Raw genomic sequence first — 19,280 nt, forward strand, 5'->3', positions numbered from 1 at the left:
GATGACTAGTTTATTATCGAAACATCAACTGAACATAAATCATCTATGGATCTCTGCATTGGCACTGTTTGCCACGGCTTGTAGTGATATAGAGCAAGTTGAAAATGCGAGCAAAACACAGGGCATCGTCTATTGCGCTGAGGCAAACCCTGTGTCTTTCAACCCACAGGTAACAACCACGGGGTCAACAATAGATATCATCGCCAACCAACTTTATAACTCGCTCATTAGTATAGATCCAGTGAGTGCAGAGTTTAAACCTGAGTTAGCAACCGAGTGGCATATTAGCGATGATGGTAAAAAAATCACCTTTAAGCTTCGCAAAGGCGTCCAGTTTCACTCAACCGATTATTTTACGCCGACGAGAGCGATGAATGCGGATGATGTGATTTTCTCATTTAGCCGTTTATTTGATGTTTATAACCCCTATCATTTTGTACAGGACGCCAGTTATCCGTATTTTCAGAGTGTCGGAATGGATCAACTGATTAGGAAACTTGTCAAAGTTGACGATTACACGGTTAGGTTCGAGTTATTTAGTGCCGAAAGTAGCTTACTCTCAAATATTGCCACGGACTTTGCAGTTATTCTGTCCGAAGAGTACGCCATACAACGTGCATCAAGCAATGAGAAACACTTATTTGACAACATGCCGGTGGGCACCGGTCCCTATAAATACAAGCACTTTTTACGCGATAATTTAGTGCGCTTTCATAAGCATGAAAACTACTGGAAACATGACCATGCAGTGGATCAGCTGGTCTATGACATCACAACAAACAACACCACTCGCATCGCAAAAATGTTAACCAAAGAGTGCGATATAACGTCTCACCCCAGCGCGACTCAGCTTGAAGCCCTCGCCACTCGAAAAGACATTGTCGTTGATAAAGCAGTGAACCTCAATGTTGGATACTGGGCATTCAATACGGAAAAGCCTCCATTTAACAATGTATTAGTTAGAAAAGCGCTCGCCCACAGCATTGACTTCAACAAAATTATGCAAGCCGTTTTTTATGGCAATGGCATTCCTGCTAAATCAATATTACCACCCTCTTCGTGGGCATTTGCAGCTCAAGACATGCCCGTTTATGATCCAGCCAAAGCAAAGGCATATTTGACGGAAGCAGGTTTTCCAAACGGCTTTGAAATGACCCTCTGGGCCATGCCCGTATCTCGGATTTATAATCCCAACGCGCGAAAAATGGCAGAGCTTATCCAAAGTGATCTCCGTCAAATAGGCATTCGAACTCGTATTGTTGAATTTGAATGGAACACATTTATAGAACGCATTGGACGTCATGAACATGACAGCGTGCTGCTTGGTTGGGCCGCTGACACCCCTGATCCTGACAACTTTTTTAGCCCATTATTGAGTTGCACAGCCACTTTTACAGGTAAAAATCCAGCGAATTGGTGCAATCCAGAATTTGACTTATTGCTGACACAAGCATTGGATACGAATGAGCTAACCATGCGTAAAAAATACTATTTACAAGCGCAAGCCATGCTTATTGAAGAAATGCCTTTGGTTCCGATTGCCCATGGTGTTCGATTTCAAGCTCGAGGCTCTGATATTGAGGGCGCAGAACTCAGACCATTTGGCGGAGTTTCGCTTGCCAATGTAAGAAAGGTCGAAAAGTAATGCTTGATTATCTTTTACGTAGATTTAGCCTACTCTTGTTTATGCTCTTCGCATTATCTGCGTTTACCTTTGGTTTGAACTACCTTTTCCCCGGTGATTTACTAACCAACTTTAGCGGACAAATTAATACCAGCTTTAGTCAATCACAAATGCTGGAAGAGAAATACCGTATCAATGAAAATATCTTTATCCAGTATGGCGCCTTTTTAAGTCGTTTATTAAATGGGGACTGGGGAGTTTCTCTTTCCTCAGGGCAAACCGTATTTTCTCATATTGCACTGTTGTTACCTGCTACATTAGAGCTGTGTTTTTACGCCCTCGTAATGGCCGTATTACTGGGGATCCCAGCCGGGATTATAACCAGCGCTTATCATAAAAAATGGCCAGATAAGGTGATCAGCACACTGACGCTATTAGGGTTCTCTATCCCAGTGTTTTGGCTGGCTTTATTACTCATCATGGTGTTTTGCCTAGGTTTTGGTTGGTTCCCTATGTCTGGAAGAATAGGGCTACTTTATGAAATACCCGCCGTGACCAATTTTATTTTGTTGGATATTTGGTTACTCGATTTCCCTTACGGAGGGCAGGCATTTATTGATGCGCTACACCATTTAGCTCTGCCAACTATTGTACTGGCCATGTATCCAACCACGGTGCTAACGCGGTTTACTAGAGATTCAATGCTCAATGTACTCGAACAAAACTACATTAAAACAGCTAGGGCAAAAGGCCTTAACCGCAGACAGATAATATTGGATCATGCTCTTCGTAATGCATTGCTGCCAGTTATTAAACAGATAGGCCTGCAATTTAGTACGCTAATTACTCTCGCAATGGTAACTGAAGTGATTTTCTCTTGGCCAGGCATTGGCCGCTGGCTCATTGATAGTATTTATCAACGTGATTACCCCGCTATTCAAGGCGGGCTGTTGGCTGTGTCAATGTTTGTTATCTTCGCAAATATGCTAGCGGATCTCACACACTCGCTACTCGATCCGGTATCTAGGAATCAGTCCCATGGCAAAGTTTAGCTTATACAGCGAAGAGTCGAACCGCTCTCCTTTATCACGTCTATGGCGGAATTTTAAGGCAAATCACTTAGCCCTTGTGGGGTTATGGATGTTTATCGGGTTAACGCTGCTGGCTATGACTGCCCCTTTGCTAGCTCCCTATGGCATTGACCAACAGCACAGTGACGCTTTATTACTACCACCATCCTGGCATGACGAAGGCGATGTGCATTTCATTTTGGGCACAGATGATTTAGGCAGAGACGTACTGTCTCGACTCATGAATGGTGCAACATACACCTTTGGTTTATCTATTATTGCAGCGCTGATGACAACCATCATCGGCGTTATTTTGGGCACACTCGCAGGGATTAATCGAGGCTTTAAATCTAGCATTCTAAATCATTTACTAGATATCACCTTGGCCATCCCCTCTTTATTATTGGCGATTATTATCATTGCTATTTTAGGCCCTGGCTTGCTGAACACCGTTTGGGCCATTATTTTGGCGCTTTTACCACAGCATATTCATTCAGTCCGCAACCTCGTCGTGGAAGAGTTAAATAAGGACTATGTCGGTGCATATCGACTAGATGGCGCAAACAAGGTACATATCTTATTTAAAGGGGTTTTTCCCAATATATATGAACACATTGTGGTTATTTTTACATTGGCACTCTCTACCGCAATACTAGATATAGCTGCACTTGGTTTTTTGAAACTTGGCGCACAACCCCCGACCACTGAATGGGGAGCAATGCTAGCAGAAAACCTTGGATTAATTTACATTGCGCCATGGACCGTTGGACTACCGGGTGCATTATTGTTTTTGTCGGTCTTAGCCACTAACCTAGTTGGTGATGGGCTCAGAAATGCGCTACAAGCAAGAAAGGCAACCTAATGCAATTATTGGATATCAAAAACCTGACCATAGAGCTACCAACTGAAGATGGCATCATACGCGCTGTAGATAAAGTAAACTTAAGCCTCAAAGAAGGTGAAGTACATGCGTTAGTCGGTGAATCAGGCTCGGGAAAAAGCCTCATAGCTAAAGCCATTGTCGGTGTATTGAATGCTCGCTGGCGCGTTACCGCAGACAGGATGCACTGGCAAGGCGTTGATTTAATGCGCCTAAGCCCTGAAAAACGCCGTAAGATAGTTGGTCGAGATATGGCCATGATTTACCAAGAGCCACGACGAAGCCTAGATCCAACGGCTAAAATTTTTGAGCAAGTGGCCGAATCTTTGCCTGATGATTGCTTCAAAGCGGGGTTTTGGGGCCGTAAAAAAGAACGTCAAACTAAGGTAAAAGCCCTGCTTCACAAAGTTGGTATTCGGGAAGATGAAAAAGTATCGAGTAGTTATCCTCATGAACTTTCAGAAGGGGTTTGTCAGAAAGTAATGATCGCAATGGCCATCGCCAGAAGCCCAAAACTGTTGATTGCTGATGAACCAACCACCGCCCTAGAAAGTACCACCCGCGCTCAAGTATTTAGGCTTCTGAAGAGCTTAAATCAGCTTAAAAATATGTCTATTTTGATGATTTCTCATGAGCTTGAAGAAATCACGCAGTGGTCACATGCTATGCATGTACTATATTGCGGGCAAATGGTGGAAGCTGGTCCAACAAAAAAAGTGTTCACCGGCCCATACCACCCCTATACACAAGCCTTGGTTAAATCACTGCCCGATTACGCACACGGAATTGGTCACAAGGCCCCTTTTTACGCTCTAAAAGGAACCATCCCTCCATTGCAGCACTTACCAATAGGTTGCCGGTTAGGACCGCGTTGCCCACAAGCTCAAAAAGAGTGCGTTGCAACCCCAAAACTCGTCAAGTCTCACGGTCACTCCTATGCATGTCACTTTCCACTAAATAGAGAGAAAAAGAAATGCAACCCGTGCTAAAAGTGCAAGCGCTCAACAAGTCATTCAAGACCCGTGCAGGACTATTTAAACGTCACCAGATTCAAGTATTGAAAAGCGTTTCTTTTGCGGTTACGCCAGGTCAAACACTGGCCGTGATTGGTGAAACAGGATCAGGCAAAAGTACACTAGCGAAAGTACTCGCTGGTGCGGAAGACGTTGACTCAGGGCAAATACTATTAAATGGCAATATGATTGTAGATAACGGAATTAAAAACCGAGAATGCCGTCATATCAGGCTGATATTTCAAGACCCCACCCGTTCTTTAAACCCTGGTCTAACCATCGGAGAAATGTTAGATGACTGCCTACGATTTAACACCAAACTCACAGACCAACAAAGAGAGAGTAAAATTGAACTGACCCTGTCTCGTGTTGGTCTTTTATCTGAACATTACGATTACTACCCTCATATGTTCAGTGGCGGTCAATTGCAACGCGTTGCCCTTGCAAGAGCACTCATTCTCGACCCAAAAGTCGTGGTACTAGATGAAGCGCTTTCTTCGCTCGACCCTTCTGTTCGTGCTCAAATTGTTAATTTGCTTTTAAAGCTGCAAAAAGAAACTTCGCTGAGTTATATCCTCATTACGCACCACCTCAGTCTCGTAAAACACATGAGTGATAAACTTTTGGTATTGGATAAAGGAGAGGTTGTAGAATATGGCGTCAGCGCGACAATATTTAGTAACCCTAAATCGAAAGTTACTCAAAAACTCTTGGCTGTGTAAGCCAATCGTTGAGACACACATTTACGTATTAAAAAAGGCGCCTAAGCGCCTTTTTTAATTTTCTTCCGTCACTTCGAAGGAACTTGGTTTATTCACTTCAGCTGTACTTTCCAGTGCACTTAGCAATGCGAGGTAGTTTTTGTTTACCTGTGTTCTGGTAATACTTTGTTTTTGCTGAGGTTGAATCTCACCTGATACCTCTGCCAGCTTTACTGATTTAACAACAAGCAGTGCAGAGTCGCCATTGCCTAGCTCAACCATTGCTTTTGATGCATTCTCGACCGTAGGGTGAGGCAGCTTAAATGCTTGGCTAACAAGTGCCGGCTGAACAGCATAGCTTTGGCGCGCCAATGCTTCTTCAGTTTGTACTTCTAGAGATTGCTCAGCTGCAATATCTGCAAGAGAGGTGCCTTGATCCAATTTCGCAAATAAGTCTGCCGCTTTTTCTTTAGTAAGCTCAGCCGCACGCTCATTCTCTAAACGAGACTTAATTTGTGCAGTAACCTCTTCAAGCGGTTTCACTGTTGCAGCTTTGTAATCCGCAACACGCACAACGACCATATGCTCAGGTGCAACTTCGATCACCTCTGAGTTAACACCGTCTTCTAATAGTTCAGGCGTAAAAACAATATTCGTCACAGCAGGCTGATTAAGTGGTGCAGGTAACATGTTGCGCGCGACAAGTGCCGTCTTTTTCACTTCTAGATTTGCAGCCACTGCAGCATCTTCCAGTGAATCGGAAATTTCAAACGCAAGTTCACGAATTTCTTCTTGCTTACCATAAAATGCGTCAATCTTGCCATTTTGCTCTAATTCAGCACGTAACTCGTCTGCAAGCTCTTCATATGATTTACTCTGCTGAGCTTGTAAGTCAGTCAGCTGAATGATGTGGAAACCGAATTCCGACTCTACCACAGGTGAAAAATCACCGACACTTTCTAGTGCAAATGCAGCCGTTTCAAATTCTGGATCCATCATATCGCGCTCAATCCAGTCTAAATCACCGCCAAGTTCTCCACTTGCGATGTCATCTGATTGCGTTTGCGCTAACTCAGCAAAATCCGCTCCACCTTGTAATTGCGCATACAAATCTTGCGCTTTCGTTTTTGCAGAATCAGGATCATCACCACTTTCAACAAGGATATGAGAAACTCTGCGTCTCTCTTCTTCTAAATACTGTGCTTTGTTCTCTTCATAGTAAGCTTTAACATCATCTTCAGAAATCGCTTCATCTAACACAATATCAGACGCTTTAAGCTCCAAATAGCTTAATGCAACTTGCTCTGGAGACTGGAATTGTCCTTGGTTTAGGTCATAGTAGTCTTTAACTTCTTCATCACTAACCGAGACTTGCTCTTTTACTGAATCTTTGCTCAGTACGAGGTAATCTACATCGCGCGTTTGCTGTTGTAGAGAAAGCGTATGTTTCACTTCGTTATCAAGCACAAAGTCAGAACCAGCTAATGCCGAGACTAATTGGTTTCGTGTCATTTCTTCACGAAGGTACTCGCGAAACTCATCTGGTTGGAAGTTCATCTGGCGAATAAGTTGTAAGTAGCGGTCATTGCTGAATTCACCACCTATTTGAAAGTATGGCATTTCAAAAATGGCTTGTTTAATTTGCGCATCACTAACACGTAAGCCAAGCTCTAGTGCTAATTGGTTCTGAAGCTCTTGTTGTACTAGTCGATCTACAACACCTTGACGAATTTGCGCCATGTAGGTTGGGTCAGAGGCAATTTGCTCAAAGTACTCACCAAATTGCTGTTCTAGTCGTCCACGTTCGTTTTCAAACGCCCTAGAAAACTCTATTTGGGTAATTTTAACACCGTTGACCTCTGCAACTGGCTGCTCTGTGGTTTGACCTAGGTAACCACCGATCCCTGCCAGCGCAAAAGACAAGATAACTGCACCAAGAACGATCTTGGCAGCAAGGCCCTGCGAGCCCTCTCTAATCTTTTCAAGCATTTGTTCTATCTCTTATCTAAGTCAAAGCACCTGGGTACTTTGCATCAGTTAGCTCATGTAAAAAAAGCGTATCTTACCAGATACGCTTTTTATCTTGAAGCTTATCGCGTTCAATTACATCTGTTTAACAACAGCGTAATTGCAATTTGTATAAGCTAATCTTAGTTAACCGCGTCTTTTAGAGCTTTACCAGCTTTAAAAGCAGGGATGTTAGCCGCAGCAATGTCAATTGCTGCACCCGTTTGAGGGTTGCGGCCTGTGCGTGCAGCGCGTTCACGAACAGAAAAAGTACCAAAGCCTACTAGCGCTACTGAATCGCCGTCTTTAAGCGCAGTGGTAACTGACTCAATGAATGAATCCAGAGCACGACCAGCAGCGGCCTTAGAAATATCAGCATCAGCTGCGATTTGATCGATTAATTGAGATTTATTCACAATATCATCCTCTTACATTGTTATTATCAAGAGCGATGGTGTTTTAAAACTAACATCACTTTTGTTGTTAACTTCGAGAAATCTTTCGATTCTCTATTTGCTTAAATGTATTACAGCCTAGATACTACGGGGCTTCCCGAGAACTAGGCTTAAATCCAGTGCTTAACTTAGCACACCACTGGGATTTGAAAACCCTTTTTATCGACTTTTTTAAGCTTTCGCAGCAGTTTTTTGCGTTTCAATGGAAAAACTGTCCACTGGCTGAGCAAGCGCAATCGATAAAACGTCTTCAATCCAAGTCACCGGGTGAATTTCTAGCCCTTCAAGCACATTGTCAGGGATCTCTTTCAGATCTCGTTCGTTCTTCTTCGGGATCACCACCGTCTTTATGCCACCACGATGAGCTGCTAATAGCTTCTCTTTCAAACCACCAATCGGCAACACTTCACCACGCAACGTAATTTCCCCCGTCATGGCGACGTCGCTGCGTACAGGATTACCGGTCAGGCTTGAAACAAGGCCCGTAACCATCGCGATACCTGCACTTGGGCCATCTTTAGGTGTTGCACCTTCTGGCACATGCACGTGAATGTCGCGCTTTTCGTAAAAATCGTCGTTGATGCGAAGCTTGTCGGCACGGTTTCTCACGACTGTCATCGCCGCTTGAATAGACTCTTGCATTACGTCCCCCAAAGAGCCCGTGTAAGACAATTTGCCTTTACCTGGTACCGCCGCACTCTCAATCGTGAGTAAGTCGCCACCGACCTCTGTCCAGGCTAGACCTGTCACTTGCCCAACACGATCACCGTCTTCAGCTTTACCGTAGTCAAAGCGTTGAACACCTAAGAAGCTCTCTAAGTTATCACCATTGATAACGACTTTCTTTTGTTCTTTATCGAGCAAGATCGCTTTCACCGCCTTGCGGCATAGCTTCGACATTTCACGTTCTAAGTTACGTACACCAGCTTCACGGGTGTAGTAGCGAATCGTATTGATGATCGCACTGTCTTCAATATCGATTTCACCCGCTTTCAATCCATTGCGTTTAATCTGCTTCGGAATTAAATGCTGCTTTGAAATGTTAAGTTTTTCATCTTCGGTATAACCTGAAAGACGAATGACTTCCATACGATCTAACAATGGGCCAGGGATGTTGAAACTGTTCGACGTTGCCACAAACATAACATCAGATAGATCATACTCGACTTCAAGATAGTGATCTGCAAAACTGCTGTTTTGTTCAGGGTCTAATACTTCAAGCAATGCTGATGCCGGATCACCGCGCATGTCCGAAGACATTTTGTCGATTTCATCAAGCAAAAATAGTGGGTTTTTAACCCCAACTTTACTCATGCTTTGAATTAGTTTGCCTGGCATCGAACCAATGTAAGTACGGCGATGTCCGCGGATCTCCGCTTCATCTCTCACCCCACCTAACGCCATACGCACATATTTACGACCCGTAGAACGAGCAATAGACTGACCTAAACTGGTTTTACCTACACCAGGAGGACCAACGAGACACAAGATGGGTCCCTTAAGTTTGTTGGTACGCTGCTGCACTGCTAGGTACTCAATGATGCGTTCTTTTACTTTGTCTAAACCATAGTGGTCCGCATCTAAGATTTTTTGTGCATTGGCTAAATCTTTTTTAACCTTGGAACGCTTCTTCCAGGGAACATTGATCAGAGTATCAATATACGAACGAACGACTGTTGCCTCTGCAGACATAGGCGACATCATTTTAAGCTTGTTAAGTTCTGATGTCGCTTTTTCTTCAGCCTCTTTTGGCATTTGAGCTTCACCAATGCGCTTCTTAAGCGTCTCGAATTCATCAGGTACGTCATCTAACTCACCTAATTCTTTTTGAATCGCTTTCATTTGCTCGTTGAGATAATACTCACGCTGTGATTTTTCCATTTGCTTTTTCACGCGAGAGCGAATCTTCTTCTCAACTTGAAGCAAGTCTATTTCGCCTTCCATCAGTGCCATTAAATACTCAAGGCGCTCTGTTACGTTATATAACTCAAGCACTTTTTGTTTTTCTGGCACCTTAATCGGCATATGTGCAGCCATGGTATCTGCTAAACGCGCTGTCTCATCAATACCCGATACAGAGGTCAGTACTTCAGGTGGAATTTTTTTATTGAGTTTTACATACCCTTCAAACTGACTTACCGCACTGCGAATGAAAATATCTTGCTCTTGTTCAGGGATATTTTCCGAAGCAATAAACTGCGCTTGCGCTAGAAAATAATCATCCGTAACCAAGAACTCATCGATTTTTGCTCTTTGCGTACCTTCAACAAGTACCTTTACCGTGCCATCTGGTAATTTTAGCAACTGCAGTACTGTTGCCACTGTACCAACATCATAGATATCGTCAGTACTAGGATCATCAATTGAGGCTTCTTTTTGAGCCACTAAAAATATTTGCTTGTCATTTTCCATTGCAGCTTCAAGACATCTAATAGATTTCTCTCTGCCAACGAACAGCGGGATCACCATATGAGGGTAAACAACCACATCACGCAGTGCCAACACTGGAATTTCAACTCGATCCGTTCTCTCAAGCGTCATTATGTTCTCTTCGCACTTCATTTATTTTTTAAGATTACAGAGGTATATGGGGATGCCCTCTATAAAGTTCAACTCTTCGACAAAAAAAGGAGCACGAGGCTCCTTTTCTAATTGTGCTGACTGACTATTCAGATGCCGCTTTGTCTTGACCACTGTTTTCATAAATTAAGATAGGGTCTGACTCCCCCTTAATGACAGTGTCGTCAATGACCACTTTACTAACATCTTCAATTGAAGGCAGTTCATACATAGTTTCTAGAAGTACCGCTTCTACAATTGAACGCAGCCCTCGAGCACCAGTCTTGCGCTCCATTGCTTTGTGTGCAATTGCTTTTAAAGCATCTTCACGGAACTCTAATTCAACACCTTCCATCTTAAACAGTGCACCATATTGCTTAGTAAGCGCATTTTTGGGCTCATTTAAGATTTGAATAAGCGCATCTTCATCTAACTCGGTCAGTGTCGCTACCACAGGCAAGCGGCCGATAAACTCTGGAATTAGACCATACTTAACGAGATCTTCAGGCTCAACATCTTTAAATGTTTCACTCAAAGAACGTTCGCTATCAGAGCTTTTTACCTCTGCGCCAAAACCAATGCCTGTATTAGTATGACTGCGTTGCTCGATAACTTTGTCTAGACCCGCAAAGGCTCCACCACAAATAAACAGTATTTTAGATGTATCTACTTGTAAAAACTCTTGCTGTGGATGCTTGCGGCCACCTTGTGGTGGAACTGATGCAACCGTGCCTTCGATCAGCTTGAGAAGCGCCTGTTGCACACCCTCACCAGACACGTCTCTGGTGATCGATGGGTTATCAGATTTGCGAGAAATTTTGTCAATCTCATCAATGTAGACAATACCACGCTGTGCTTTTTCTACATCATAATCACACTTTTGCAATAGCTTTTGAATGATATTTTCTACGTCTTCGCCCACATAACCAGCCTCGGTTAATGTGGTTGCATCAGCCATTGTGAATGGCACATCTAATAGCCTAGCTAACGTCTCTGCTAGCAGCGTTTTACCACTACCTGTAGGGCCAATCAATAAGATATTACTTTTACCAAGCTCTACCTCAGTTTTGATGCCTTGGTTTCTAAGACGTTTGTAGTGATTGTAAACCGCTACTGACAACACCTTTTTGGCATGCTCTTGGCCGATAACATAATCATCTAAATGGTTGCGGATTTCTTTAGGCACCGGCAGTTTATCAGACGAATCATGCTGCGGCGCAATATCCTTGATTTCTTCCCTAATGATGTCGTTACACAGTTCGACGCATTCATCACAAATGTAGACTGATGGACCAGCAATTAACTTGCGTACTTCGTGCTGACTCTTACCACAAAATGAGCAGTACAAGAGTTTGCTATTCTTGTCGCCGTCTGTAGGAGTGTCTGACATTCAACTACCTCTTAAATTTGGTGAGTTACCATCACAGTGGTAACACAATACATGCTTTAACTATACCAAATAAAATTTCAGTTGGCATAACTAAGCTGGCTCAAAATGAAAACTACGCGTATAAAAGTCATCATTTTGGCAATAAACTTTAAAAAACTTGGACCTCACTAAGATATAGATCCAAGTTTTATTATTTCAAGGTGTATGTTGTCACCTAAAATAATCATTGTAATTATTAACGACTAGTATGTACCGCATCCACCAAACCGTAATCAACCGCTTCTTGCGCATTCATGAAGTTGTCTCGGTCAGTATCATTGGCAATTACATCATACGGTTGACCGGTATGGTCAGCCATCAACCTGTTTAATTTTTCTTTAATTGTTAGAATTTCTTTTGCGTGGATCTCAAAATCAGAAGCTTGGCCTTGGAAACCACCTAGAGGCTGATGGATCATAACGCGAGAATTTGGTAAACAGTAGCGTTTGCCTTTTGCACCACCAGATAGCAAAAATGCCCCCATACTTGCAGCTTGTCCAACACACACGGTGCTCACATCTGGTTTGATGAAGTTCATTGTGTCGTAAATAGACATACCCGCCGTGACAGAGCCACCAGGGGAGTTGATGTATAAATAAATATCTTTGTCTGGGCTCTCTGATTCAAGAAACAGCATCTGTGCCACAATCAGGTTGGCCATATGGTCTTCAACTTGACCTGTTAAAAAGATAATTCTCTCTTTTAGCAAACGAGAGTAAATATCATAAGAGCGCTCACCTTTAGCTGTCTGCTCAACAACCATAGGTACTAAAGCGTTAAGAGGATCTATCATACCGTCATTCATATTATTGGTTCCTTTATATGCGAGGCAGGTTTGCTGCGCAGTTCAAGCGCTATCTATTGAACTCGCCTTAGTTTTATTTCGTCATAATAACGAAAAAGGCTCGCAGCACTGCAATTAACAGAGCATTACGAGCCATTTAAGCGTTAGCTTAACAGTAAGTCAATGCTTTCCTCAAAGACGAGGTAAGAAACTTACTCTGCAGCTTGTTGAGGGTTCATGATGTCGTCAAAAGACTTTTCAACATCAGTCACCGTAGCGCTTGAAAGTACAGCTTCAACTGCTTGCTCTTCCATTGCTACATTACGCATCTGCTGCATTAGTTGATCATTTTCTTTGTAGTAGTTAACTACTTCAGAAGGATCTTCGTATGCTGACGCTACTGTCTCGATTAGTGATTCAACTTTTGCGTCATCAACTTTGATGTCGTTTGCTTTGATCACTTCACCAAGAAGAAGACCTGTTTTAACGCGAGTTACAGCTTGCTCATGGAATAGCTCAGCTGGAAGCTCTGGCATGTTTTTAGCGTCGCCACCGAAACGTTGCGCAGCTTGTTGACGAAGTGCATCGATTTCTTGGTCGATAAGAGCCTTAGGCACTTCAACTTCGTTCGTTTCAAGAAGACCTTGGATTGCTTGCTCTTTAACCTTTGCTTTAACAGCTTGGTCAAGCTCACGGGTCATGTTCTTCTTAACTTCTTCTTTAAGACCGTCTACACCGCCTTCAGCTACACCGAATTTAGTTGCAAATTCGTCGTTAAGCTCAGGAAGTTCTTGAACTTCAACTTTCTTCACAGTAATTGTGAATTGTGCAGGCTTACCTTTAAGGTTCTCTGCGTGGTACTCTTCAGGGAAAGTTACGTCAACCACAACTTCTTCACCCGCTTTTTTACCAACGATACCATCTTCAAAACCAGGGATCATACGACCTTGGCCAAGTTCAAGAGGGAAGTCTTCAGCTTTGCCGCCTTCAAACTCTTCACCTTCAACAGTACCTAGGAAGTCGATTGTAACGCGATCTTGCTCACCAGCAGCCGCTTCAACTTCAGTCCAAGTAGCGTGTTGCTTACGAAGTGTTTCTAGCATGTTAGCTAAGTCGTCAGCTGTCACTTCTACAACTGGCTTCTCAACAGCAACTTTATCTAGGTCTTTGATTTCAACTTCTGGGTAAACTTCAAAAGTTGCTTCAAACTCAAGATCTTTACCTGCCTCTAAAGACTTAGGAGCAAAGCTAGGCGCACCAGCTGGGTTGATCTTCTCAGAAACGATTGCTTCAATGTAGTTACGTTGCATTAGGTCGCCAGCCACTTCTTGACGAACAGCTGCACCGTAGCGCTTGTTGATTACAGAAACAGGTACTTTACCAGGACGGAAACCGTCAATACGCTGGGTTTTAGACAGTTGTTGTAAGCGTTTTTTAACTTCAGTCTCAACGTTCTCTGCAGGAACGGTGATAGTCAGACGGCGCTCAAGGCCTTGAGTCGTCTCAACAGAAACTTGCATGATATACCTCAATTTTCATTTTTGGCGACAACGCGCCTTCCTTCACAAACAAGTCGACACTGAAGTGTAATTAGAATTCAAGCGAAATGCGCTTATGACCTACCAATTACATGCCAGACTTGCTGCCTGCCCCATCAGGGCACTATGTTAAACATTAGACGCGGCATTATAACCTATAAAACGGTAGAGTCGAGCAATCAACTGAAATAAATGACATATAAGGTAATGAGTGTAAATTTAAGGAGGTATTTTGATATTAAATAAAGAGGGAGATGGTCGGCGATGCAGGATTTGAACCTGCGACCCCTTGGACCCAAACCAAGTGCGCTACCAAGCTGCGCTAATCGCCGATAATATGTATTTTTTTGAAAGTGGTCGGCGATGCAGGATTTGAACCTGCGACCCCTTGGACCCAAACCAAGTGCGCTACCAAGCTGCGCTAATCGCCGAAACATATTTTAGAGTGTAGATGGGGCGACTGATGGGGCTCGAACCCACGACAACCGGAATCACAATCCAGGGCTCTACCAACTGAGCTACAGCCGCCACTACATGTGGACATAATTTAAATGGCGCACCCGGAAGGATTCGAACCTTCGACCCACGGCTTAGAAGGCCGTTGCTCTATCCAGCTGAGCTACGGGCGCAACACAAACAACACTTGTGTGCTATCCACCCACCTCATCAAGTGAAGAAGTGGTCGGCGATGCAGGATTTGAACCTGCGACCCCTTGGACCCAAACCAAGTGCGCTACCAAGCTGCGCTAATCGCCGATTTTGTTACTGACTTAGAATGTTTTTGTTTAACACCCCTCGTTGGCAACGGGGTGCATATTAGAGATTTGAGTTGTTGAGGTCAAACATTTTTTTTAAAAAATCTTTCAACTGCCTATTTTTACCTCAAAAGGGTTAAAATTCAGCTCAAACAATCAAAAATCATTCAACTTCCCCCTTCAAGTCGTTCATTGATTCTGCTTTATCGTGGGATCCAGCTTGGCTAATCACTTCAATTTTGCGAAAATGTACGCAGAACAGTGATAGTGCTCATTCAATCTCTATTTTTATTGAATGTGACTATAAACTGCCATGTTTACATAGAGTGACCCCTTTTTAGCTCTATAATCGTTCAAGTAACTAACCCTTATATATAAAGGTCACCCATGACGGCAAACATCATAGATGGCAAAGCCATTGCGAAACAAGTTCGCAGTACAGTCGCAAAACGTGTTGAGCAGCGTGTAGCTGAAGGACTTAGGGCCCCAGGATTGGCGGTCGTACTTGTCGGGCAAGATCCTGCCAGTCAAGTTTATGTCGGCTCGAAACGAAAGGCCTGTGAAGAAGTTGGCTTTGTTTCTAAGTCATACGATTTACCCAATGATACGAGTGAAACGCAGTTACTCGAGCTGATTGATACACTTAACCTTGACCCTGAAGTGGATGGCATTCTTGTTCAATTGCCTCTGCCAGACGGGCTGGACGCTGAAAAAATTCTCGAGCGTATTCACCCCAGTAAAGATGTAGATGGATTCCATCCTTACAATGTAGGCCGACTAGCACAAAGAATGCCTGCGCTAAGACCTTGCACACCCAAAGGCATTATCACACTATTAGACTCGACTGGCGTACGTTATAAAGGTATGCATGCTGTTGTTGTCGGTGCTTCAAATATCGTTGGTCGACCGATGTCTTTAGAGTTATTACTCGCAGGGTGCACCATTACAGTCTGCCATAAATTTACTCAAGATTTAGAAGCGCACGTACGTCGCGCGGATTTATTGGTCGTTGCCGTTGGCAAACCTGAATTTATTCCTGGTGACTGGGTTAAAGAAGGCGCTATTGTTATTGATGTAGGTATCAACAGACTAGACTCAGGTAAGCTTGTAGGTGATGTGCAATATGATAAAGCAGAGCAAAATGCGAGCTTTATTACCCCTGTACCTGGTGGTGTTGGCCCCATGACGGTAGCAAGCCTAATTGAAAACACACTAGAGGCTTGTGAAAACAGCAAAAGCTAGCAGCGTGAGAGGAGCACTTTAAAAGTGCTCCAATTTATTAGACTGTTTTTCCGTTTCTTCCGTTGATTTTAATTCTTTTGCCATCATCGACTCTAACATCTCCATTTGTTTATCAAAGTCCGCTTTATCAATGTCACCCTGTTCTAATAGACTCAACAGCGCTTCCATTTTAGCCCTGATCTCTTTTACTTTTTCCTCGTTCACTCCAAGACGATTAAAAATCAAAGTTTGCTGCACCTGAGATAAAAAGCGCTGATTCAGGTTAGATGTCGATAACTCTTTTTGCCTTAGAGACCGAGACAACTGCGAGACTGGACTTTGGTTACTGAGCTCTTTTGCGAAAGCGTCGCCGCTTTGTGGTTGAGGTGCACGAGTGCTTGCCTGTGAGAATTGCGATTTAGAGGTCGTGGTGGCTTTATGTAATAGCATTTAACTCTCCTTTTAAAAGGCATACCTTTGCCGTTTAATCATTACCTTTAAAGTTAAGCAAACTGCATGCCTTGTCACCAGAAAATGCATAAAGGTGTTGAGCTTGTATTCTCGAGTACACTGAGCAAAGATTGGGTAATACACCCGCTATTTGCAAGTTGGCTTGATAATTTCCTGTTGACACATAAGCGCTTGTTGGCCATTGTTAGCAAGTACAACTGCATGGTCTACTTTTGCAATTTTACATTTTTTGCTCAAGGCTTTATCCATAAGGTAGACTTTGTCTTACTGTGACTGGACAACACCTTCAATGGCAACGTACTCAGTTTTATCTTGAGGCTCTGCATCCCTATTCATACGATGCGTCTTCGTTCACTTTACATCCAGCCAATATAAATACCGCACAAGCGGTGTCCACAACTAATTTCATACTGCGATACTTTCAATACAACGTTAAAAACGTACAGGTACCACAGCAATAAAATCATAATATTATATAGAATTGCTTGAACACTAGAGTAGCGTCAAAACTTCAATGACGCTTGGCAAGCGGTCCTTAAGCAGGTACCGTTGCAATGCATTCGACCTCTACACGAGCGCCCAAAGCAAGCCCGTTCGTAGAAAATGCACTTCTTGCAGGGTATGGGCGACTAAAAAACTTGGTATACACTTTATTAAATTCAGGCCACTCTTTTATGTCTGCCAACATAATCGTGCATTTAAATATATCTTTCATACTCAAGCCGTGTGCATTTAAGCTTGCGCGTATGTTTTCCATTGTTTGCTTGCTTTCAGGCCCAATCCCTCCTGCTACCAATTTAGTTGTACCGGGTTGAATACCTATTTGACCTGAGAGATATACCTTGTCGTTCACTTTGACAGCCTCAGAAAAAGGCAAGTTGTGCCCTGCTGGCAGCACTGCATACGAATTTAAAAACTCAATATTTGACTTTGCTTGTGGCTCAGCATGAGATAAACCAGCGATCAACGATGTTAAAATGACCGCCACTGCGCACTTTTTCATAATGATTCCTTTTACTTTATTGTTCACATGTCCAAACTATCATTGTTCGGATAAAAACCAAATGACGACATGAAGACCCTACGCGAACATGATTAATTTTCATACCCATCGACGATGAATTTTACATAACAATATAAAGTAAACTTGATTTCATTAAGACATTAATTCGGTGTGCTCTGCGAAAGCATCAGGTACTTGCAAATCGAAACCTGAGTGCTGAATAGGCTATACACACTGGTGATCGTGCATTTGAAAATATTGTAGGAGGAAAATAAATATGAGATCGAGAAGGGAAAGTAAGTAAAAAGAAACAAATGTTTGCTTCTTTTTACTTTGTTATGTCAGCTTAAGCTTTGCGCCAAGTCGTTTTGCCCGCACTATCTTCAAGAATAACACCCAATGCAGTCAATGCATCACGTGCTTCATCCGCCGCAGCCCAATCTTTGTTAGCACGCGCTGTTTTACGTTGCTCGATCAATGCTTCAATTTTTGCCACTTCATCATCATCCTGCTCGCCTTGTAAGAAGCTTTCTGGTGATTGTTGTGCAATACCCAGTACTTCAGCAAGCTTAACGAGAACGTAAGCATGTTTACTCGCCGCTTCCGGATCGGATTCTTTTAACAAGTTAACTTCTTTCGCTAATTCAAAAATAACAGGCAATGCTTCTGGTGTATTGAAGTCATCATTCATCGCTTTTTCAAACCGCGTTACATACGCATTATCTTTTAGCTCAACTTCTTTCAACTCAACACCACGCAGTGCGGTGTAAATACGCTCGAGTGAAGAGCGCGCCTGATCTAGGTTTTCTTGTGAGTAGTTCAACTGGCTGCGATAGTGACCATTGATTAAAAAATAACGGACGGTTTCACGATCGTAGGCCTTTAAAACTTCTCGAACAGTAAAGAAATTACCTAATGACTTAGACATTTTCTCTTTGTTCACCTGAACCATACCAGTATGGATCCACGTGTTTACGTAACACCCGTCGTTTGCACAGCAAGATTGAGCAATTTCATTTTCATGGTGTGGAAACTGCAGATCTGAACCACCTCCATGAATATCAAAAAGATCCCCCAAGTGCTTTGAACTCATCGCACTACACTCAATATGCCAACCTGGTCTGCCTTCGCCCCAAGGTGAAACCCAAAACGGTTCACCTGCTTTGGCTTTTTTCCACAGTACGAAATCAAGCGGGTCATCTTTACCCTCAGCAACTTCCACGCGAGCACCGGCCTGCAACATATCTAAGTCTTGCTGCGATAGCTGACCATAATCTTTGAAAGTCGAAACATCGAATAAAACATCACCACTTTCACCAACATAGGCATGGCCTTTCGTAATTAAACGTTCAATCATCTCAATGATTTCGTCCATATGCCCAGTAACCGTTGGTTCTATATCAGCCGGTAGGATATTTAGCGCTTCGAAATCTTCATGCATCGCCTTGGTCATGCGCACAGTCAAATCATTGATTTCTTCTTTATTTTCAGTAGCTCTTTTGATGATTTTGTCGTCTACGTCTGTGATATTACGCACGTAAGTCACGTCATAGCCTAAGTGACGGAAATAGCGATTGATCACATCGAATGACACATACGTGCGAGCATGGCCTACATGACAGAAATCGTAGATTGTTATACCACACACATACATGCCGACTTTGCCTTCAACGAGAGGTTTAAATGGTGATTTTTGACGTGTCAGTGTGTCGTATATCTGCAACATGTAGTTATTTTCCTAAAGTTGTATTTAAAACTTGGGCATCATAA

Annotated in this window: 15 protein-coding genes and 5 tRNA genes; 6 read left to right on the forward strand and 14 right to left on the reverse strand. The window is 43.0% G+C overall.

What is annotated here, in order from left to right:
* The first annotated feature begins 1 nt into the window (after nucleotide 1).
* The 5 genes from L1286_RS03565 to L1286_RS03585 are packed head-to-tail and all read left to right on the forward strand — an operon-like array spanning nucleotide 2 to nucleotide 5,309.
* Nucleotides 2-1,645: an ABC transporter substrate-binding protein gene (locus L1286_RS03565; protein ID WP_235405540.1), complete on the forward strand. Its 1,644-nt coding sequence runs from the start codon at nucleotides 2-4 to the stop codon at nucleotides 1,643-1,645.
* A complete protein-coding gene (locus L1286_RS03570; RefSeq protein ID WP_235405541.1) occupies nucleotides 1,645-2,676 on the forward strand; it encodes an ABC transporter permease in 1,032 nt (343 codons plus the stop codon). The genes L1286_RS03565 and L1286_RS03570 overlap by 1 nt, the downstream gene beginning before the upstream one ends.
* Nucleotides 2,663-3,556: an ABC transporter permease subunit gene (locus L1286_RS03575; protein ID WP_235405542.1), complete on the forward strand. Its 894-nt coding sequence runs from the start codon at nucleotides 2,663-2,665 to the stop codon at nucleotides 3,554-3,556. Before L1286_RS03570 ends, L1286_RS03575 begins: the two co-directional genes overlap by 14 nt.
* Nucleotides 3,556-4,563 (forward strand): peptide ABC transporter ATP-binding protein, encoded by a 1,008-nt coding sequence (locus L1286_RS03580; RefSeq protein WP_235405543.1) that lies wholly within the window; start codon nucleotides 3,556-3,558, stop codon nucleotides 4,561-4,563. Before L1286_RS03575 ends, L1286_RS03580 begins: the two co-directional genes overlap by 1 nt.
* Nucleotides 4,548-5,309: an ATP-binding cassette domain-containing protein gene (locus tag L1286_RS03585; protein ID WP_235405544.1), complete on the forward strand. Its 762-nt coding sequence runs from the start codon at nucleotides 4,548-4,550 to the stop codon at nucleotides 5,307-5,309. Before L1286_RS03580 ends, L1286_RS03585 begins: the two co-directional genes overlap by 16 nt.
* Before the next feature lie 54 nt (nucleotides 5,310-5,363).
* Here L1286_RS03585 and L1286_RS03590 read toward each other — a convergent pair whose 3' ends face one another.
* The 11 genes from L1286_RS03590 to L1286_RS03640 form a co-directional block, all read right to left on the reverse strand.
* Nucleotides 5,364-7,277 (reverse strand): SurA N-terminal domain-containing protein, encoded by a 1,914-nt coding sequence (locus L1286_RS03590; protein ID WP_235405545.1) that lies wholly within the window; start codon nucleotides 7,275-7,277, stop codon nucleotides 5,364-5,366.
* Between the two features lie 161 nt (nucleotides 7,278-7,438).
* Complete coding sequence (hupB, locus tag L1286_RS03595) at nucleotides 7,439-7,711, reverse strand: nucleoid-associated protein HU-beta (RefSeq protein ID WP_063359539.1); 273 nt, start codon at nucleotides 7,709-7,711, stop codon at nucleotides 7,439-7,441.
* 210 nt (nucleotides 7,712-7,921) lie between these two features.
* Nucleotides 7,922-10,291 carry an endopeptidase La gene (gene lon / locus L1286_RS03600; protein ID WP_235405546.1) on the reverse strand — a complete coding sequence of 790 codons (2,370 nt, stop codon included), beginning with the start codon at nucleotides 10,289-10,291 and terminating at the stop codon, nucleotides 7,922-7,924.
* A 124-nt stretch (nucleotides 10,292-10,415) separates the two neighbouring features.
* Nucleotides 10,416-11,699: an ATP-dependent protease ATP-binding subunit ClpX gene (gene clpX, locus L1286_RS03605; protein ID WP_063359537.1), complete on the reverse strand. Its 1,284-nt coding sequence runs from the start codon at nucleotides 11,697-11,699 to the stop codon at nucleotides 10,416-10,418.
* Between the two features lie 235 nt (nucleotides 11,700-11,934).
* Nucleotides 11,935-12,543: an ATP-dependent Clp endopeptidase proteolytic subunit ClpP gene (gene clpP, locus L1286_RS03610; protein WP_063359536.1), complete on the reverse strand. Its 609-nt coding sequence runs from the start codon at nucleotides 12,541-12,543 to the stop codon at nucleotides 11,935-11,937.
* A gap of 191 nt (nucleotides 12,544-12,734) precedes the next feature.
* A complete protein-coding gene (tig, locus tag L1286_RS03615; RefSeq protein ID WP_235405547.1) occupies nucleotides 12,735-14,042 on the reverse strand; it encodes a trigger factor in 1,308 nt (435 codons plus the stop codon).
* Between the two features lie 273 nt (nucleotides 14,043-14,315).
* Nucleotides 14,316-14,392, reverse strand: a tRNA-Pro gene (locus L1286_RS03620).
* A gap of 22 nt (nucleotides 14,393-14,414) precedes the next feature.
* A tRNA-Pro gene (locus L1286_RS03625) sits at nucleotides 14,415-14,491 on the reverse strand.
* 21 nt (nucleotides 14,492-14,512) lie between these two features.
* Nucleotides 14,513-14,588: transfer RNA gene (locus L1286_RS03630), tRNA-His, on the reverse strand.
* Nucleotides 14,589-14,612: 24 nt separating this feature from the next.
* Nucleotides 14,613-14,689: transfer RNA gene (locus L1286_RS03635), tRNA-Arg, on the reverse strand.
* A gap of 50 nt (nucleotides 14,690-14,739) precedes the next feature.
* Nucleotides 14,740-14,816, reverse strand: a tRNA-Pro gene (locus L1286_RS03640).
* Between the two features lie 386 nt (nucleotides 14,817-15,202).
* Between L1286_RS03640 and folD the strand changes: the two genes are divergently transcribed.
* A complete protein-coding gene (gene folD, locus L1286_RS03645) occupies nucleotides 15,203-16,057 on the forward strand; it encodes a bifunctional methylenetetrahydrofolate dehydrogenase/methenyltetrahydrofolate cyclohydrolase FolD (RefSeq protein ID WP_235405548.1) in 855 nt (284 codons plus the stop codon).
* An 18-nt stretch (nucleotides 16,058-16,075) separates the two neighbouring features.
* On the opposite strand, the gene L1286_RS03650 is transcribed toward folD, so the two are convergent.
* From L1286_RS03650 to cysS, 3 genes are all read right to left on the reverse strand, one after another.
* On the reverse strand, nucleotides 16,076-16,486 hold the full coding sequence (locus L1286_RS03650; protein ID WP_235405549.1) for a hypothetical protein: 411 nt from the start codon (nucleotides 16,484-16,486) through the stop codon (nucleotides 16,076-16,078).
* Between the two features lie 556 nt (nucleotides 16,487-17,042).
* Nucleotides 17,043-17,510 (reverse strand): RidA family protein, encoded by a 468-nt coding sequence (locus L1286_RS03655; RefSeq protein WP_235405550.1) that lies wholly within the window; start codon nucleotides 17,508-17,510, stop codon nucleotides 17,043-17,045.
* A 346-nt stretch (nucleotides 17,511-17,856) separates the two neighbouring features.
* The gene (cysS, locus tag L1286_RS03660; protein WP_235405551.1) at nucleotides 17,857-19,236 is read right to left on the reverse strand and encodes a cysteine--tRNA ligase; all 1,380 of its coding nucleotides are present in this window, start codon (nucleotides 19,234-19,236) and stop codon (nucleotides 17,857-17,859) included.
* Nucleotides 19,237-19,280 lie beyond the last annotated feature (44 nt).

Origin of the sequence: Pseudoalteromonas sp. SMS1 (assembly GCF_021530565.1) — a bacterium.
In the GTDB taxonomy this organism is placed as follows: Bacteria; Pseudomonadota; Gammaproteobacteria; order Enterobacterales; family Alteromonadaceae; genus Pseudoalteromonas.

Coding starts and splice junctions, on each gene's coding strand:
- L1286_RS03590 (WP_235405545.1), bottom strand. CDS start 7,277: ATGCTTGAAAAGATTAGAGAGGGCTCGCAGGGCCTTGCTGCCAAGATC.
- L1286_RS03585 (WP_235405544.1), top strand. CDS start 4,548: ATGCAACCCGTGCTAAAAGTGCAAGCGCTCAACAAGTCATTCAAGACC.
- folD (WP_235405548.1), top strand. CDS start 15,203: ATGACGGCAAACATCATAGATGGCAAAGCCATTGCGAAACAAGTTCGC.
- cysS (WP_235405551.1), bottom strand. CDS start 19,236: ATGTTGCAGATATACGACACACTGACACGTCAAAAATCACCATTTAAA.
- L1286_RS03570 (WP_235405541.1), top strand. CDS start 1,645: ATGCTTGATTATCTTTTACGTAGATTTAGCCTACTCTTGTTTATGCTC.
- clpX (WP_063359537.1), bottom strand. CDS start 11,699: ATGTCAGACACTCCTACAGACGGCGACAAGAATAGCAAACTCTTGTAC.
- L1286_RS03565 (WP_235405540.1), top strand. CDS start 2: ATGACTAGTTTATTATCGAAACATCAACTGAACATAAATCATCTATGG.
- clpP (WP_063359536.1), bottom strand. CDS start 12,543: ATGAATGACGGTATGATAGATCCTCTTAACGCTTTAGTACCTATGGTT.
- tig (WP_235405547.1), bottom strand. CDS start 14,042: ATGCAAGTTTCTGTTGAGACGACTCAAGGCCTTGAGCGCCGTCTGACT.
- L1286_RS03650 (WP_235405549.1), bottom strand. CDS start 16,486: ATGCTATTACATAAAGCCACCACGACCTCTAAATCGCAATTCTCACAG.
- lon (WP_235405546.1), bottom strand. CDS start 10,291: ATGACGCTTGAGAGAACGGATCGAGTTGAAATTCCAGTGTTGGCACTG.
- L1286_RS03655 (WP_235405550.1), bottom strand. CDS start 17,510: ATGAAAAAGTGCGCAGTGGCGGTCATTTTAACATCGTTGATCGCTGGT.
- L1286_RS03580 (WP_235405543.1), top strand. CDS start 3,556: ATGCAATTATTGGATATCAAAAACCTGACCATAGAGCTACCAACTGAA.
- L1286_RS03575 (WP_235405542.1), top strand. CDS start 2,663: ATGGCAAAGTTTAGCTTATACAGCGAAGAGTCGAACCGCTCTCCTTTA.